Origin of the sequence: Marinobacter sp. (assembly GCF_033722735.1) — a bacterium.
In the GTDB taxonomy this organism is placed as follows: Bacteria; Pseudomonadota; Gammaproteobacteria; order Pseudomonadales; family Oleiphilaceae; genus Marinobacter.
The window spans coordinates 122798-140211 of record NZ_JAWVYN010000005.1; the positions used below are offsets into that span (position 1 = coordinate 122798).

At 60.9% G+C, this 17414-nt stretch carries 12 protein-coding genes; 1 reads left to right on the forward strand and 11 read right to left on the reverse strand.

Annotated elements, in window-relative coordinates; all coding sequences use genetic code 11:
• Positions 1 to 48 precede the first annotated feature (48 nt).
• A complete protein-coding gene (gene smc / locus R3175_RS05985; protein WP_318942963.1) occupies positions 49 to 3546 on the reverse strand; it encodes a chromosome segregation protein SMC in 3498 nt (1165 codons plus the stop codon).
• Positions 3547 to 3601: 55 nt separating this feature from the next.
• Positions 3602 to 4261: a GntR family transcriptional regulator gene (locus R3175_RS05990; protein ID WP_318942964.1), complete on the reverse strand. Its 660-nt coding sequence runs from the start codon at positions 4259 to 4261 to the stop codon at positions 3602 to 3604.
• A 338-nt stretch (positions 4262 to 4599) separates the two neighbouring features.
• Here R3175_RS05990 and R3175_RS05995 point away from each other — a divergent pair, with 338 nt between their 5' ends.
• Complete coding sequence (locus R3175_RS05995; protein ID WP_318942965.1) at positions 4600 to 5529, forward strand: GGDEF domain-containing protein; 930 nt, start codon at positions 4600 to 4602, stop codon at positions 5527 to 5529.
• 5 nt (positions 5530 to 5534) lie between these two features.
• Here R3175_RS05995 and rluB read toward each other — a convergent pair whose 3' ends face one another.
• The 9 genes from rluB to R3175_RS06040 form a co-directional block, all read right to left on the reverse strand.
• On the reverse strand, positions 5535 to 6485 hold the full coding sequence (rluB, locus tag R3175_RS06000) for a 23S rRNA pseudouridine(2605) synthase RluB (protein WP_318942966.1): 951 nt from the start codon (positions 6483 to 6485) through the stop codon (positions 5535 to 5537).
• A gap of 35 nt (positions 6486 to 6520) precedes the next feature.
• Entirely contained in the window at positions 6521 to 7192 is a 672-nt protein-coding gene (gene scpB, locus R3175_RS06005) for an SMC-Scp complex subunit ScpB (protein ID WP_318942967.1), read from the reverse strand.
• Between the two features lie 51 nt (positions 7193 to 7243).
• The gene (locus R3175_RS06010) at positions 7244 to 8083 is read right to left on the reverse strand and encodes a ScpA family protein (protein ID WP_318942968.1); all 840 of its coding nucleotides are present in this window, start codon (positions 8081 to 8083) and stop codon (positions 7244 to 7246) included.
• An 18-nt stretch (positions 8084 to 8101) separates the two neighbouring features.
• Complete coding sequence (locus tag R3175_RS06015; protein WP_318942969.1) at positions 8102 to 9316, reverse strand: tryptophan--tRNA ligase; 1215 nt, start codon at positions 9314 to 9316, stop codon at positions 8102 to 8104.
• Between the two features lie 238 nt (positions 9317 to 9554).
• Positions 9555 to 10427, reverse strand: coding sequence for a succinate--CoA ligase subunit alpha (gene sucD / locus R3175_RS06020; RefSeq protein WP_318942970.1), 873 nt, complete (start codon positions 10425 to 10427; stop codon positions 9555 to 9557).
• Positions 10427 to 11593, reverse strand: a complete 1167-nt coding sequence (gene sucC / locus R3175_RS06025; protein ID WP_318942971.1) for an ADP-forming succinate--CoA ligase subunit beta — start codon at positions 11591 to 11593, stop codon at positions 10427 to 10429. Before sucC ends, sucD begins: the two co-directional genes overlap by 1 nt.
• Positions 11594 to 11811: 218 nt before the next feature.
• On the reverse strand, positions 11812 to 13251 hold the full coding sequence (gene lpdA / locus R3175_RS06030) for a dihydrolipoyl dehydrogenase (protein ID WP_318942972.1): 1440 nt from the start codon (positions 13249 to 13251) through the stop codon (positions 11812 to 11814).
• 36 nt (positions 13252 to 13287) lie between these two features.
• Complete coding sequence (gene odhB / locus R3175_RS06035) at positions 13288 to 14499, reverse strand: 2-oxoglutarate dehydrogenase complex dihydrolipoyllysine-residue succinyltransferase (RefSeq protein WP_318942973.1); 1212 nt, start codon at positions 14497 to 14499, stop codon at positions 13288 to 13290.
• Positions 14500 to 14525: 26 nt separating this feature from the next.
• Positions 14526 to 17360 (reverse strand): 2-oxoglutarate dehydrogenase E1 component, encoded by a 2835-nt coding sequence (locus R3175_RS06040; protein ID WP_318942974.1) that lies wholly within the window; start codon positions 17358 to 17360, stop codon positions 14526 to 14528.
• Between the last annotated feature and the right edge of the window lie 54 nt (positions 17361 to 17414).

Here is a 17414-nt window from a genome sequence, read left to right on the forward strand (position 1 = left end):
CAACGCGCCAGCGGGCCACATGGCGGGATTGTCATTAATTTGTCGCGATCAGGCCTCTGCCAGGGCTGCCGCTTCCTCGACATCGACCGACACCAACCGGGAACAGCCCGGTTCGTGCATGGTGACCCCCATGAGCTGATCGGCCATCTCCATTGCGATCTTGTTGTGGCTGATGTAAATGAACTGTACCTGCTTGGACATCTCTTTGACCATGTTGGCGTAACGGCCAACGTTGGCATCGTCGAGCGGTGCGTCCACCTCGTCCAGCATACAGAACGGTGCCGGGTTGAGCTGGAAGATCGAGAACACCAGCGCAATGGCAGTCAGCGCCTTCTCACCGCCCGACAGCAGATGAATCGTGCTGTTCTTCTTCCCCGGTGGACGGGCCATGATGGCCACGCCGGTTTCCAGCAGGTCTTCACCGGTCAGTTCCAGATAGGCATTGCCGCCACCAAACACCTTCGGGAACAGCGCCTGCAGGCCGTTATTGACCTGGTCGAAGGTTTCCTTGAAGCGTTGACGGGTTTCCCGGTCAATCTTGCGGATCGCGTTATCGAGGGTTTCCAACGCTTCCATCAGGTCTTCGTGCTGGGAATCCAGGTAGGTCTTGCGTTCGCTCTGGACCTGGTACTCTTCAATGGCCGCCAGGTTGATGGCCCCCAGCCGCTGGATGCGTCCGGCCAATTTTTCCAGCTCCTCGGCCCAGAGTTGTTCAGTCGCCTCCTCCGGCATGCTCTCAAGCACATCCTTGAGCTGGGCATCGAGGTCCTTGAGTTGCTCCAGATGGTTGCCGGCCCGGATTTCCAGGGCCTGGGACTCCATCTTGAGCTTCTCCAACTGGCCCCGCACGTCCTGGATCCGGTGCTCCGCGCCTCCCCGGCCCTGCTCTTTCTCACGGACTTCCCGATCGATTTCCTCCAGGGCATCACGGGCGGTGGCCAGCTTCTCTTCCTCGGCCAGGCGCCGTTCCAGCAGGCCTTCCAGCTCCATCTTCAGGTCTTCAATGGGCTCCTCCGCGGTCTCGCGGGATTCCCGCAGGACATCAATGCGTTCGTCCAGCCGCTCCTTCTGCAGTTGCATCCGCTCGATGGTCTGCTTCAGGCCATCCCGCTGACTGTGCAGTGACTGCAACTGCAGCTGCAGCTGGTGGGCATGGTCTCGGTCGTGCCGAGCCTGCTGGCGCAGCCGATCGAGGTTCTCGCGGAGGCTGTCTCGCCGTTCCAGCAGACGCTCCTTTTCCTCTTCGCTGTCTTCGGTAGCGGCCAACGCCTGCTGCCACTCCTCGCGCTCATCCTCCAGGCGCTCCTGTTGCTCCAGTAACTGCGCCCCCACTTCCTCGCTGTCGTCCCGGATACGCTGCAAACGGGCTTCGATCTGCTCGGCGCGAGCCCTCACCCCGCTTATCCGCGAGTTGACGTCGCTGACCTGGCGCTCGATGTCGTTAAGCTGGCGCTGGGCCTCTTCGCGCTCGGTTTCGGCGCTGTCGAGCTGTAGCTGATAACCCTGCAGGCGCTCATTGGCGGCTGCCAGGGCAGTCTCCGCCTCATCAAGCTCGACGTCCAGCCGCTCCAGCTTCTGCTGCCGCTCGATGACCCCCATCTGGCCTGAGTCGGACTCCGGCATCCGAATCCAGTCACGCGCAACCCAGACACCGTCGCGGGTGACGATCGAGGTTCCCGGCGCCAGTGAGCCCCGCTTCTCCAGGGCCTCGGACAGGGATTCGGCGGTATCGATGGAGCCCAGCAAGCCGGTCAGGCCGCCCGCATTGTTGACCCGTTCGAGCAAAGCGCCGCGACCGTCGCCACTATCGCCATCGCGCTGCGCCACCAGAGTTGCGCCCTTGGGCGCGGCCTGCAGGACGTCCCCCAGCTCGCCCAGGTCCGGAACGCTGACGCCGTGGGCAAAGCGGCCCAACACCTGTTCCACGGCAAATTCCCAGCCACTCTCGATACGCAGCTGCTGGGCCATCCTGGGCAGGGAGGCGAGCTGGTGAGCACTCAACCAGTCCTGCAACTCGGTGTCCTGCCCCCCCAGCTGTTCCTCGAGCATCACCCGCTGGGACTCAACCGTCGCCCGGAGTGTTTGCGTCCGTTGGCGATGCTCGGAGGCCTCGGCCTCAGCCGATTTCAGCCCCTGGCGGGCGTCCTGGAGGCGGTCCTGGAGGTCTTCGATGCGCATCGCGGCGTCTTCCCGCTGCATCGCCAGCTCAGCTTCCTGCTCGGTCAGCTCATCCAGTTCCTGGCGATCGATCTGACCTTCCAGGAGTTCCCGTTCGTCGTTAAGCCGCTCGCGACGCTGCCGAAGCTGCTGGATGGCGTCTTCCAGGGACCGAATCCGAGACTGCGCCAGCTCCGCCTGGCGACGGGCATCGGAGGATCGGGCGCTGAACGCTTCCCAGGTCTGCTGCCAGTCGCTCATGGCGTCCTCCGCCAGTTGCAGCTTCTCCCCGGATTCCTCCGAGTTCATGGCCAGGGCCTCCTGCTCGGGCTCGAGCATGTCGACCTCTTCCTGGATCGCAGCGAGCTTGGCCTCGTCCTGCTCCAGTTCCCGCGTCAACTCGCGCTGGTTGGCCAGGGCCTGGTCGAGTTCGGTTGCGCTCTGGCGGCTGCGTTCGCGCTGATGCTCCAGGCTTTGTTCAATCCGGGCGATGTCCGCTCCGGCCTCGTAATAGCGGGCCTGGGCCTTGTTGAAGTGTTCGGTCCGCTCGTGGTGGGCTTCGCGCAGAGATTCCAGCGACGATTCCAGGCTCACCCGTTCGGTGAGCAGACGCTCCAGCTCCAGTTCGGTCTGGCTGATCTTTTCACGCCAGGTGTGAAGGTCCTGGTCCAGCGCCTGCCAGCGCAGGACGGTGAGCTCGGCCTTCTTCTGCCGTTCTTCCTGTTTGTAGGCCTTGTACTTCTCCGCCGCCTGGGACTGGCGCTTGAGGTGCTGGAGCTGGCGATCGAGCTCTTCACGCAGGTCGGTGAGCCGCTCCAGGTTCTCCTGGGTGCGACGGATGCGACTCTCGGTCTCTTTGCGGCGTTCCTTGTACTTGGAAATACCCGCCGCTTCCTCGATGTACACCCGCAGTTCCTCGGGTTTGGCCTCGATCAGCCGGGAGATCATGCCCTGTTCGATAATGGCGTAACTGCGGGGCCCGAGGCCGGTTCCGAGGAACAGGTCGGTGATATCCCGGCGGCGACACTTGGAACCGTTGAGAAAGTATTCGGATTGCCCTTCCCGGGAGACGCGGCGGCGTACCGAGATCTCGGCAAAGCGGGCAAACTCGCCGGGGGCGGAACCGTCTCCGTTGTCGAACACCAGTTCAATGGAGGCCTGGCCCACCGGCTTGCGGGCGCTGGAGCCGTTGAAGATAACGTCGGTCATCGATTCGCCGCGCAGGTACTTGGCCGAGCTTTCCCCCATAACCCAGCGCACCGCATCGATAATGTTGGACTTGCCGCATCCATTGGGCCCGACCACCGCGGTCATGTTGGTAGGGAACGGCACGGTGGTGGGGTCCACGAAGGATTTGAACCCGGCCAGTTTGATCGATTTGAGGCGCATAGGCGTTGTCTTCAGTCGCTCAACGGGTCAGTCATGGGGAAGTCAGCCAGGGGCATCAGGCCGACTCTGCCTGTTCCAGGGTCTTCAGCACCTGCTGTCGCTGGTGCTCACCAAAACGTCGGATGGCGTCAACCAGTCCTCCGGTCTGGCCCTGGTCGACTGCGTTCTTCACATCCCGGAAAAACCGTTCAGTTTCCAGGACCTCCCCCTGAAAGTTCTTCAGGGCCACGTAATAGGTCCGGCTGATCGCCGGCCGGAAGTTCTCCAGGGTCTCTTCGAGAAACGGGTTCTCCACCAGGCCGTAGGCATGCCGCATCACGGCAAAACCGGCATCGATAACCCGTTCGGTGGCCTCGTCGCCGGTCTTCTGGCTGGCGCTGGCCAGTGTCTGCAACTCCTGAACCTGGCCCATGATGTCGGTGAGATCGCTGGCTGACCATCGCTCCATCAGTTTGCGGCCCAACATGCACAGCAACTCTATGTAGATGTCGTACAGACTGTTGACCAGGCCCGGGGTCAGTTGCGAGACCATCGCCCCCCGGCGGGGGAAGATCTCCACCAGGTGGCGGCGCTCGAGTATGAGCAAGGCTTCCCGTACAGAGCCCCGGCTAACGTCCAGCTCACCGGCCACCTTCATTTCCTGTACCCGTTCACCCGGCGCCAGTCGTCCCGTGACAATCCGTTGACCAAGATGCCGAGCAATTTGCTCCGCCAAACTTTCAGGGGCCTGAAACCGCATAACGAGTGTCACTTCTCTCCAGGTTGAAACTTCCAGCTCTGAAACAGCCCGGAAGTGTACCATAGCCGGCAAAGGGCCCGGGTCCCCCCATGCAATATTTCTCGGCGCACCGACTCACCATGGACTACCACTGCGGGTCATGCCACGGGCATGTCTGACAGCTCCGAGCCGGATCTGCGTCATTTTTTTGACCCAAGCGTCGAAAATTCCGAGACCTGCCTTAGCTAAATTCTATATTTGCTTGTTTATTATATCTTTTCTAATCCTGGCACCATTACTGCTAAGACGTTCACATGCAGCAATAAGGACCGGTTATGTCGAGCAAGCACCCGAACGTCGAGCCACTTCACAAACCAAGCGACCAGTTGGCGTTGATCAAGCAGGCCACGCAGGACTGGCAGCATAATGACAATCCTCTCGTTCGTCTCTGCCGGCGGCTTTCCACCTCACTGTCCCTGGAGCACCTGATTGCCGTGGTCGCCGAGGAACTGAGCGCACTGGTGCCCTACGACCAGTTTACATACCGGCATCGCATTGGCCGCCAGGATTTCGTCTACGCCAGTGGTCTCGGCGGTCGGCATCGCTGCGAGTACAACCTCAACTTGCAGGGAGAATCGCTGGGCACGCTGGTGCTTAACCGCCGGGCCCGATTTGCGGATGAGGAACTCAGCGCGATCGAACACCTGCTCGGCGTTGCCATTTGCCCGATCAGAAATGCCTGCCAGTATGCCAGGGTTGAGCAGGCAGCGCTGACCGATGCGCTGACCTCAGTGCCGAACAAACGCGCACTGGATGAGGCGCTCTGGAAGGCGTGCTGCATCAGCGACCGGCACCACGAACACTACTCCCTGATCCTCTGCGACCTGGATCGTTTCAAGAACATCAACGACAGCTACGGCCACGTGATCGGCGACCATATCCTGAAAGCCGCTGCCCGTGAGATTGAGCAGGCGGTGCGCCATTCGGACAGCCTGTTCCGCTTCGGCGGAGAGGAATTTGCGATCCTGCTCCCCCATTCCGAAGAGGAGGATGCGCAAGTGGTGGCGGAGAGGATTCGTACTCGGGTAGCCGACATCCAGGTTCGATGCGGAGATCGGCAGGTCAAGGTCACCTGCAGCCTGGGCCTGGCCACCCGACAGAGCGGCGAACATCCGGAGCAATGGCTGGCCCGGGCCGACGAAGCGCTGTATCGCGCCAAGAACCAGGGCAGGAACCAGACCCGAACTTCAGATCGGATCCGATAGGCCGGTCACCGCCGAGACTTCTTGCGAGTCGACTGAGGCTGGCGCCCGGGCTTACTGTCACTGACCTGCCATTTGGAGCCGCCGCCCCGCTTCACCGACTTGGCAGGCTGCTTCCTCCGTTTCCTTTCGTGGCGCACCCGCTCCCCGGGTGTCTTGACGGGAATCGGCACCGGTTCCAACCCGACGGACTGACTCAAATCGTCCGCCGCCTTTTGTCCCAGCTCTTCCCAGCGTCCCACCGAGAGCCGGCTGGGCAAGAAGATTGGCCCATACCGCACCCGCTTCAAACGACTCACCTGCACGCCCTGGGATTCCCACAGGCGCCGCACTTCCCGGTTGCGCCCCTCCATCAGGGTTACGTGGAACCAGCGATTGAGACCGCTGCCACCGGCCGGCGACACGTCGGAGAACCGGGCCATGCCGTCTTCGAGCAGCACCCCTTCCAGCAGGCGTTCGATCATGGCGTCATCCACCTCACCAAAGATGCGCACGGCGTATTCCCGATCCACTTCGTTGGACGGATGCATCAACCGGTTGGCGAGCTCACCATCGGTGGTGAACAGCATTAAGCCGGTGGTGTTGATGTCCAGACGCCCGACCGCTATCCAGCGCTGGTCCTTGAGCCGTGGCAGGCGGTCGAACACGGTGGGGCGCCCCTCAGGGTCATCGCGGGTGGTCACTTCCCCTTCGGGCTTGTTGTAGACCAGCACCCGGCGCACGACCTGACTGGCTGCCTCGAGATCGATCTTTCGGCCATCCAGTTCGATACGGTCCTGGGCGGTGGCTTTCTGCCCCATTGTGGCGGTTTCGCCGTTGACGCTGACCCGTCCTGCCTCAATCAGGTCCTCGATGGCCCGCCTGGAGCCGAGGCCGGCCCTGGCCAGGAGCTTTTGCAGGCGCTCCGGCGCGGTGAATTCCGGCAGGGACTGGCGTCTGCGGGAGCGTTCTGATCCCATGGTGTGATCCTTTTGATATTCGGTGTGGAATCCGGTTAATGCAGGGTCTTGTCGGGGTCCGGGGCGTCGCCGTTCGGTTCGGTGCCGGCCCCGGCCGCCTCGTCGTCACCGGAAGACTCCTTGAATTCAATCTCCCCCTGCATGCTCTGCTCGATCTCACGACCTATGTCTTCCAGATCGCGTACCTCGGACAGCGGAGGCAACTGGTCCAGACTCTTCATGTTGAAATAGTCGAGGAACTGCCGGGTGGTGGCGTACATGGCCGGACGTCCGGGCACATCTCGATGGCCCACAACCCGCACCCATTCCCGTTCCAGCAGGGTACGTACAATATTACTGCTGACCGTCACCCCGCGAATCTCTTCGATTTCGCCCCGGGTGATGGGCTGACGGTAGGCAATGAGGGCCAGGGTTTCCAGCAGCGCACGGGAATAGCGTTGCGGCTTTTCCTCGAACAGCCGCCCCACCCAGGGCGCGTACTCCTCACGCACCTGCAGGCGATAGCCGCTGGCCACCTTCTTGAGCTCGAAGCCGCGGCCTTCGCAGGAGGCGTCCAGCTGGGCCAGCACATGCTCCATCACTTGGCGGGCCGGGCGTTCATGGTCCTGGAACAGGTCAAGCAGCTGATCCAGTGACAGGGGCTTGCCCGACGCCAGCAGCGCCGCTTCGACAATCGCCTGCAATCGTTGAATCTGTTCTTCGTTCATAAGTTGATCAGTCCAAAATCCAGTGGGCGCTCCGGGCTCCCACTATCCCGATCAGTCGGACGCGCGGGCGCGTACATGAATGGGCCCGAGAACCTCGCCCTGGACCACCTCGATCAGCTGCTCTTTGACAAGCTCGAGGGTCGCCAGGAAGGTCACCACCACCCCCAGCCGGCCTTCTTCCGGGGTGAACAGGCTCTCGAAGTTCACGAAACGATCGCCGCTGAGGGCGGACAGTATTGAGGACATCCGCTCACGGGTGGACAACTTCTCCTTCTCCACCTGGTGGCTGGTAAACAGGTCCGCCCGCTTCAGTACGCCCTGCAGCGCCAGCAGCAGTTCCCGCAGGTCCACGTCCGGGTGGGGCTGGGAGCTGGGCAGTTTGGGCAGGCCGGCGGTTCCCACAAAGTTGTCCCGCTCCAGGCGGGGCAATTCGTCGATATCCTCGGCCGCCTTCTTGAAGCGCTCGTACTGCTGCAGTCGCCGGATCAGCTCGGCGCGGGGATCCACCTCGTCGTCCTCTTCCGATTCCTGGCGCGGCAGCAACATCCGCGACTTGATCTCCGCCAGCGTGGCCGCCATGACCAGGTACTCCGCCGCCAACTCGAAGCGCATGGCCTCGATGGCTCCGATGTAGTCCATGTACTGGCGGGTAATTTCACTGACATCGATGTCGAGAATGTCCATGTTTTGCCGGCGGATCAGGTACAGCAGCAGATCCAGCGGCCCCTCGAACGCCTCGAGAAACACCGCCAGCGCGTCCGGCGGAATGTACAGGTCTTTCGGTACGTCCACCAGTGGCTTGCCAGACACCAGTGCCAGTGGTGAGGCCTCGGGCGCGGCCGCGCCCTCACTCGCTTCAGGGCCCTGAGTTGCGCTGGTGTCTTCGGTCATTTCGACGCCTCGATCCGGTTAACGGTAGCTCAGCCCCATGGCCGCGCGCACTTCTTCCAGGGTATCGCGCGCTGCATCCCGGGCCTGTTCGCAACCTTCTTCGATGATCGAGCGCACCAGGTCGGGATTGCTTTCGTATTCCCGGGCCCGCTCATGCAGCGGCCGCTGCTCTTCGATCACCGCGTCAATCAATGGCTTCTTGCAGTCCAGGCAACCGATACCGGCGCTTCGACAGCCGGTCTGTACCCATTCCTGAGTGTCCTTGTCGGAATACACCTTGTGCAGCCCCCAGACCGGGCATTTTTCCGGTTCCCCCGGATCGGTGCGGCGAACCCGGGCCGGGTCGGTCTGCATGGTGCGAATCTTCTGACTCACCACATCCGGCTCTTCCCGCAGGCCGATGGTGTTGTTGTAGGACTTGGACATCTTCTGCCCATCCAGCCCCGGCATCTTGGATTCCGGCGCCAGCAGCGGCTGCGGCTCCGGCAGGATGACCTTGCCACCGCCTTCAATGTAACCGTACAACCGTTCCCGGTCCCCCAGGGAAATGTTCTGCTGCTCTTTCAGCAGTGCCCGGGCGGTATCCAGCGCTTCCAGGTCACCTTCCTCCTGGTAGCGCTTCTTCAGGGTCCGATAGAGCTTGGCGTTCTTCTTGCCCATCTTGACGATGGCACTTTCCGCCTGCTCTTCGAAACCGGGCTCGCGCCCATATACGTGGTTGAACCGGCGCGCCACCTCCCGGGTGATCTCCACGTGGGACACCTGGTCGGCGCCCACCGGCACCCGGCCGGCACGGTAAATCAGGATATCGGCGCTCTGCAGCAGCGGGTAACCCAGGAAACCGTAGGTGGCCAGATCCTTCTCCCGCAACTTCTCCTGCTGATCCTTGTAGGTGGGCACCCGCTCCAGCCAGCCCAGGGGCGTGATCATGGACAGCAGCAGGTGCAGTTCCGCGTGTTCGGGCACCTTGGACTGGATGAACATGGTTGACGACCCGGGATTCACCCCGGCCGCCAGCCAGTCGATCACCATGTCCCACACGCTCTCCTCGATACCGGCGGTTTCGTCGTAGTTGGTGGTCAAGGCGTGCCAGTCGGCCACAAAGAAGAAACACTCGTATTCATGCTGGAGCTTAACCCAGTTTTTCAGCACACCGTGGTAGTGACCAAGGTGCAGCTTGCCAGTTGGACGCATTCCTGACAGCACTCGTTGCTGGGAATCTACAGAACTCAAAGCATGAACTCCTCTTGTGCAGTATGGTGTGGAGCCGTCCGGGGTGAATCAGGGAATCCTGCGGCTCTCTTGCAGCCCATGTTTAAAGAGGCTGACCGGGCATTATAAACGGATGTCGCTTTCAGGGTAAGGCGCATCGCTGCCAGCGGTGCATTTACCCCGGTCCAGAAAACAGAAAACCCCCGAAATCCGGGAAGACCGGATTCGGGGGTTGCTCTGGGGTAACGGGGGAAACCCCTTACCAGCCAGTCAGTTCCTTCAGCGCGTTGCCGATATCGGCCAGGCTGCGGACGGTTTTGACACCGGCGTCTTCCAGGGCGGCAAACTTCTCGTCCGCGGTGCCCTTACCACCAGCGATGATGGCGCCAGCGTGGCCCATCCGCTTGCCCGGAGGCGCAGTCACACCCGCGATGTAGGAAACCACCGGCTTGGTGACGTTTTCCTTGATAAAGGCGGCAGCCTCTTCCTCGGCGGTACCACCGATCTCACCGATCATTACGATGGCCTCGGTCTGCGGGTCTTCCTGCAGCAGCTTGAGGATATCGATGAAGTTGGAGCCCGGAATCGGGTCGCCACCGATACCGATACAGGTAGACTGGCCGAAGCCGAAGTCCGTGGTCTGCTTGACCGCTTCGTAAGTCAGGGTACCGGAACGGGATACGATACCGACTTTACCCGGCTTGTGGATATGGCCCGGCATGATGCCGATCTTGCACTCACCCGGAGTGATCACACCCGGACAGTTCGGCCCGATCATGCGTACACCCTTGCGATCGACATACTCCTTGGCATACAGCATGTCGATGGTGGGGATGCCTTCGGTGATGCAGACAATCAGCTCGATACCGGCGTCGGCCGCCTCCACAATGGCGTCCTTACAGAACGGCGCCGGCACATAGATCACAGTCGCCTGGGCGCCAGTGGCTTCAACCGCTTCGCGCACGGTGTTGAATACCGGCAGACCCAAGTGCTCGGTACCACCCTTGCCCGGGCTTACGCCGCCGACCATCTGGGTGCCATATTCAATTGCCTGCTCGGAGTGGAAGGTACCCTGGGCACCGGTGAAACCCTGGCAGATGACTTTGGTGTCTTTATTGATCAGGACGCTCATTACTTACCTCCCGCAGCTTTAACGACTTGCTCTGCAGCATCCGTCAGGCTTGTTGCAGCGATGATGTTCAGGCCGCTCTCTGCGAGCACTTTGGAGCCCAGTTCCGCGTTGTTACCTTCGAGGCGAACCACGACCGGCACCTTGACGCCTACTTCCTTGACGGCACCGATGATGCCCTCGGCAATCATGTCGCAACGGACAATACCGCCGAAGATGTTGACCAGCACCGCCTGAACGGCGTCGTCAGACAGGATGATCTTGAACGCCTCGGTGACACGTTCTTTGGTCGCACCGCCACCGACGTCCAGGAAGTTGGCCGGCTGGCCGCCGTGCAGCTTGACGATGTCCATGGTACCCATGGCCAGGCCAGCGCCGTTAACCATGCAGCCAATGTTGCCTTCCAGGGCCACGTAGTTCAGCTCCCACTTGGCCGCATCAGCCTCACGCTGGTCTTCCTGGGTGGGATCGTGCATTTCGTGGATCTTCTTCTGACGGTACAGGGCGTTGCCGTCAACATTGATCTTGGCATCGAGGCAATGCAGATCACCCTCGTCGGTGATGACCAGCGGGTTCACTTCCAGCAGCGCCAGATCGTAGTCTTCGAACAGCTTGGCCAGGCCCAGGAAGATCTTGGTGAACTGACCGACCAGCTTGCCTTCCAGGCCCAGCTTGAACGCCAGCTCGCGGCCCTGGTACGGCTGCGCGCCCACCAGCGGATCCACTTCGGCCTTCAGGATCTTCTCCGGGGTCTCTTCGGCAACCTTCTCGATTTCCACACCGCCTTCGGTGGAGGCCATGAACACGATACGACGGGTACCGCGATCGACAACCGCCCCCAGGTACAGCTCCTGGTCGATGTCAGTGAGGGACTCAACAAGAATCTTGCTTACCGGCTGGCCATTCTCGTCAGTCTGATAGGTGACCAGGTTCTTGCCCAGCCAGTTCTCAGCAAACTCACGGATTTCGTCTTTGGATTTGACCAGCTTGACGCCACCGGCCTTACCACGACCACCGGCGTGAACCTGGGCCTTGACTACCCAGCCATCGCCACCGATCTCGTCGGCAGCGGCCGCCGCTTCTTTAGGGGTATCACAGGCTACGCCCTTGGATACTGGCAGGCCGTATTCAGCAAACAGCTGCTTGGCCTGATATTCGTGCAAATTCATAGTTTTTGTCCCGCTTCTTGATGGAGGATAACCACATACGGAATGTGAACCCGCCGAAACGATCAACCGTCAAACCACCGGTCTGACCCGTGAACGCTCCGTGAGCGAATTCGGTTTGGCGTATCGGGGATCGCCTCAATACGCCCTGAGCGCAATAGAAAGCCGCCACGTTATGGCAGCGGGGCGCCTTCTTTGGCGCCCCGACTCTCTGATTTGCGTTACTTCTTCTTGCGACGGTTGGCGATATGGATCGCGCCGTCGTTTACGCCAAGTGCTGCCTCATGGACAGACTCGGACAGAGACGGATGCGCAAAGCAGGTGAGCGCCAGATCTTCGGCGGTTGAGCCGAATTCCATGGCAATCACGCCTTGAGCAACAATCTCGGAAGCCTGGGGGCCAGACACGTGGAAACCCAGGATACGGTCGGTCTTCTCATCCGCGATGATCTTCACCAGGCCGCTGGCCGCATTGGCCGCCATGGCGCGACCATTGGCCGCGAACGGGAAGGTACCCACCTTGTAGGCTTCGCCTTCGGACTTGAGCTGTTCTTCCGACTTGCCAACCCAGGCCACTTCCGGTGCCGTGTAGATGACACTGGGAATGCAGTCGTAGTTGACCTGAGGCTTGTGGCCGGCGATACGCTCGGCAACCATAACGCCCTCTTCCGACGCCTTGTGCGCCAGCATTGGCCCACGCACCACATCACCAATGGCCCAGACGCCCGGCGCATCGGTGCGGCAGGTATCGTCCACAAAGATGAAGCCACGCTCGTCCAGGTTGACTCCGGAATCGGCGGACAGCAGATTGTCGGTGTTCGGACGACGTCCTACGGCAACGATCAGCTTGTCCACCTTGAGCTCCTGCTCGCCCTTGGCATCCTCGTAGTTGACGTAAACCAGGTTGCGTTTAACGCTGGAACCGGTCACACGCGCCTTGAGGATGATGTTCAGGCCCTGCTTCTTGAACTGCTTGAGCGCATCCTTGGCCACCTGCTGGTCAACCGCCGGCAGGAAGGTGTCCTGGGCTTCCAGGATGGTGACCTCGGAGCCCAGGCGGGCCCAGACACTGCCCAGTTCCAGGCCGATAACACCGGCACCGATCACCCCCACCCGCTTGGGTACCTCGTCAAACTCCAGGGCACCCTCGGAATCGACAATGAATCCTTCCTTCAACGGCGCCGGCGGGATCTCGATCGGGTTGGAGCCGGTGGCGATGATGACATTCTCCGCCTCATAGACGGTGGCCTTGCCATCGTTGTCGGTGACTTCCACCTGCCGGTTCGCCAGCACCCGGCCACGCCCGTGAATTGGGGTGACGCCATTGGCCTTGAACAGCTGGGCAATGCCGCCGGTCAGCTGCTTTACGATGCCCGCCTTGCGATCCATCATCTTGCCAACGTTGATCTTGACGTCCTTGGCCTCAATGCCCTGCTCGTCGTAATGATCCCGGGTCTCTTCGAACTTGTGGGAAATCTCCAGCAAGGCCTTGGACGGGATGCAGCCCACATTCAGGCAGGTGCCGCCCAGGACCTGCTTGCCCTGGTCGGACGTCCAGTTTTCCACGCAAGCGGTCTTCAGCCCCAGCTGCGCTGCCTTGATGGCGGCAACGTAACCACCCGGACCGGCACCAATGACGATAACGTCGTACTTATCAGACATGTTCTATCCTGTTTTCTGATTCGTTGAATGACAGACTCAGACGTCCAGCAGAATGCGAGCCGGGTCTTCCACCATTTCCTTGATGGCTACCAGGAACTGGACAGCCTCTTTCCCGTCGATCATGCGGTGGTCGTATGACAACGCCAGATACATCATTGGCAGAACAACCACTTCGCCGTTAACGGCCATGGGACGCTCCTGAATCTTGTGCATGCCCAGGATGCCGGTCTGCGGCGGATTCAGGATTGGGGTGGACAGCAGGGAGCCGAATACACCGCCGTTGGAGATGGTGAAGGTGCCGCCGGTCATGTCTTCGATGGCCAGCTTACCGTCCCGGGCCTTGGTACCATATTCGACGATTTTCTTCTCGACATCCGCCAGGCCCATGGAATCGGTATCCCGCAGGACCGGGACCACCAGGCCACGGTCGCTGGAAACCGCGACACCGATGTCCTGATAGCCGTGGTAGACGATGTCGTTGCCATCAATGGAGGCGTTCACCATTGGGAAGCGCTTGAGGGCCTCGGTCGCCGCCTTGACGAACAGGGACATGAAGCCCAGCTTGATGCCGTGACGCTTCTCGAAGCTGTCTTTGTACTGCTTGCGCAGGTCCATCAGCGGCTTCATGTTGACCTCGTTGAAAGTGGTCAGCATGGCCGCGTTCTGCTGGGCACTCACCAGACGCTTGGCGATGCTGGCACGCAGACGGGTCATGGGTACACGTTTCTCTGGACGCTCCCCAGCGCTCAGGGCCACTTCCGGCGCCGCAGCCGGGGCGGCGGCAGGCTTGGCCGCCTTCTGGCTCTCTACAAAGCTCTGCACGTCTTCCTTGGTGACCAGACCGCTCTTCCCGGTGCCCTTCACGGCGCCAGGATCGACCCCATTCTCCTCGGCCAGCTTGCGGGCCGCAGGGCTGAGAACCACATCGCTGGACGCCGCTTCGTTGGCTTCGGCAGCCGGAGCCTGCGCTTCCTTGGACTCGGCCTTGTCCGCAGCAGGCGCGGCAGCCGCCCCTTCCTTGAACTTGGCGATGACCTCACCGCTTTCGACGGTGTCACCTTCACCCTTGATGACTTCTTCAATGACGCCATCGGCAGGTGCCACCACCTCGAGAACCACCTTGTCGGTTTCGATATCGACAATCAGTTCGTCACGAGAACAGGCTTCGCCAGGCTGCTTGTGCCAGGTCGCTACGGTGCCCTCAGCGACCGACTCTGGAAATACGGGGGCTTTAATCTCAATTGACATCTTTATTCCTTAAGTTCGGTAGCTCGTCAGATTTCAAACGCATCGTTTACCAGCTGCTTCTGCTCTTCAATGTGGACCGAGGTATGACCACAGGCTGGAGCCGCAGAGGCTTCACGACCGGCGTACTGGAGGTACAGCTTCGGGTTCAGGCGATGCAGGGCACTGCGCATGTGGTGCTGGCTGCAGTACCAGGCTCCCTGGTTCATGGGCTCTTCCTGACACCAGACGACGTGCTTCAGTTTGGTGTAGGACGCCAGCAGTTCATCCAGATCGTCCGCAGGGAACGGGTACAACTGCTCAAGCCGAACAATTGCAACGTCCTCGCGCTCATCTGCTTTCTTCTTCTCAAGCAAATCGAAGTACACCTTGCCACTGCACATGATCAGGCGGGTGACTTTCTTCGGATCGGAAGGCTCCTTCTCAGGCAGTACCGTCTGGAAAGTGCCTTCGGTCAGGTCGTCCAGCCCGGAAGTTGCCTCCTTGTGCCGGAGCAGACTCTTCGGCGTAATGGCAACCAGCGGCTTGCGCAGCGGGCGCTTGACCTGACGCCTCAGCATGTGGAAGACCTGCGCCGGCGTGGTCGGCACACACACCTGGATGTTGTGCTCGGCACACAGTTGCAGGAAGCGTTCCAGACGCGCCGAACTGTGCTCCGGTCCCTGCCCTTCGTAGCCGTGGGGCAGCAGCAGGGTCAGACCACACAACCGTCCCCACTTGTGCTCGCCACTGGTGAGGAACTGGTCGATCACCACCTGGGCACCGTTGGCGAAATCACCAAACTGGGCTTCCCAAACGATCAGGGCATCGGGCGTGGTGGTGGCGTAACCGTATTCGAAGGCCATGACCGCTTCTTCGGACAGCAGCGAGTCATAGATTTCGAACTTCGGCTGCTTGTCCGAAAGCTCCGTCAACCCGATGTAGGTTGAGCCGTCCTTCTGATTGTGCAGCACCGCATGACGGTGGGAGAAAGTGCCCCGGCCGACGTCCTGACCGGTGAGGCGGATCGGGTGACCTTCGTTGAGCAGGGTGGCGTAGGCCATGATCTCGCCATATCCCCAGTTGATCGGAAGGGCTCCGGCGGTCATCTTGTTGCGGTCGTCAATGATCTTGGAAACCTGGCGCTGCACGGCGAACCCTTCCGGCAGCTGTCCCAGTTTCTTGCCCAGCCGCTGGATGGTTTTCAGGCCAACGCTGGTCTTGCACTTGGCGGTCCATTCGTGCCCAAGGTACGGCGCCCAGTTGACGTAGAGCTCGGTGTTTGGCTCCTTGACCAGCGACTTCACGACATGGTCGCCCTTGTCGAGCGCGTCACGATAGTCCAGCTCCATCTGCTTGGCGTCGTCCTGGGAAAGCACCCCGGCCTCCTGCAGCCGGTTGGCGTACAACTCCCGAGTGGTCTTGAGCTTGCGGATCTTGCTGTACATGATCGGCTGGGTCGCGGAGGGCTCGTCAGCCTCGTTGTGGCCGCGACGCCGATAGCAGACCAGGTCAATCACCACGTCCTTCTTGAACTCGTTGCGGTAGTCCATCGCCATCTGGGCGGCAAACAGTACCGCCTCGGGATCGTCCGCGTTGACGTGCAGGATCGGCGCCTGAACCATCTTCGCCACATCGGTACAATACTCGGTGGAGCGGGCGTCTTCCTGCCTGCTGGTGGTAAAGCCCACCTGGTTGTTGATGACGATATGAACGGTACCGCCTACGCCGTAGCCACGGGTCAGTGACATCTGGAAGGTTTCCATCACCACACCCTGGCCTGCGAAAGCCGCATCACCGTGCATAATGATCGGAACCACCTGGCTACCGTCGGTGTCATTGCGGCGGGTCTGGCGGGCACGTACCGACCCTTCCACCACTGGTGATACGATCTCCAGGTGGGACGGGTTGAACGCCAACGCCAGATGCACTTCCCCACCCTCGGTCATGACGTTGGAGGAGAAGCCCTGGTGATACTTGACGTCGCCGGAGCCGGAGTCCGCCAGCTTCTTGCCCTCGAACTCGTCAAAGAGCTCCTTCGGGTTCTTGCCCAGGGTATTGACTAGTACGTTCAGTCGACCGCGGTGCGCCATGCCCAGGACAATTTCCTTGGCGCCGTAGCCGCCAGCACGCTGAATCAGCTCGTCCAGGCAGGGAATCAGGCTTTCCCCCCCTTCCAGACCGAACCGCTTCACGCCGGGGTAGCGGGACCCCAGGTACTTCTCCAGGCCCTCGGCTGCGGTCAGACGCTCCAAAAGGTGACGCCGGGTGGCAGTCTCGAACTGGGGCTTCGAGCGGACAGGCTCCATGCGCCGCTGGAACCAGCGCTTGATCCGGGTGTCCACCACGTGCATGTACTCGGCACCGATGTTGCCGCAGTACGTCTCCTGCAGACCATCGACAATATCGCCGAGCTTCATTGACTCGTCGCCAAAATTCAGGGAACCGGTCTGGAACTCGAGGTCCCGATCGGCCTCGGACAATTCGTGGAACGAGAGACTCAGATCCTCAACCGGCGGACGAACCATGACCCCCAGCGGATCGAGCGTCGCCTGCTGATGCCCGCGGAAACGGTAGGCATTGATCAGCTGAAGTACTCGAATCTGCTTCTTGTCTGCATCGGAGGTGACGCTGGCGGGAACGCCGGTGGACAGGGCACGCTGGTTGCGGGAAATATGCTCAAACTGTTCGCGAATGGAAGAGTGAACGATATCGGGACGTTGCTGGCCGTCGACACTCGGTAGCTTGTCAAAATAGCTACGCCACTCTTCTGGAACGGCATTGGGGTCGGTCAGGTAGGTTTCAAAAAGCTGTTCAACATAGGCGAGATTCCCTCCCTGCAGGTGGGAAGTCTGCCATAACTGCTCCATTATGCTTTCGTGCATTTCGAATAGCTCACCTTGGGCTGGTGCGGGGGAGCTACCTATGGTCGGCCAGGG

What these genes read in the sequence shown, in the direction of transcription:
- smc (WP_318942963.1), bottom strand. Translation starts at nt 3,546, where the DNA reads ATGCGCCTCAAATCGATCAAACTGGCCGGGTTCAAATCCTTCGTGGAC.
- R3175_RS05995 (WP_318942965.1), top strand. Translation starts at nt 4,600, where the DNA reads ATGTCGAGCAAGCACCCGAACGTCGAGCCACTTCACAAACCAAGCGAC.
- rluB (WP_318942966.1), bottom strand. Translation starts at nt 6,485, where the DNA reads ATGGGATCAGAACGCTCCCGCAGACGCCAGTCCCTGCCGGAATTCACC.
- scpB (WP_318942967.1), bottom strand. Translation starts at nt 7,192, where the DNA reads ATGAACGAAGAACAGATTCAACGATTGCAGGCGATTGTCGAAGCGGCG.
- R3175_RS06010 (WP_318942968.1), bottom strand. Translation starts at nt 8,083, where the DNA reads ATGACCGAAGACACCAGCGCAACTCAGGGCCCTGAAGCGAGTGAGGGC.
- sucD (WP_318942970.1), bottom strand. Translation starts at nt 10,427, where the DNA reads ATGAGCGTCCTGATCAATAAAGACACCAAAGTCATCTGCCAGGGTTTC.
- sucC (WP_318942971.1), bottom strand. Translation starts at nt 11,593, where the DNA reads ATGAATTTGCACGAATATCAGGCCAAGCAGCTGTTTGCTGAATACGGC.
- lpdA (WP_318942972.1), bottom strand. Translation starts at nt 13,251, where the DNA reads ATGTCTGATAAGTACGACGTTATCGTCATTGGTGCCGGTCCGGGTGGT.
- odhB (WP_318942973.1), bottom strand. Translation starts at nt 14,499, where the DNA reads ATGTCAATTGAGATTAAAGCCCCCGTATTTCCAGAGTCGGTCGCTGAG.
- R3175_RS06040 (WP_318942974.1), bottom strand. Translation starts at nt 17,360, where the DNA reads ATGCACGAAAGCATAATGGAGCAGTTATGGCAGACTTCCCACCTGCAG.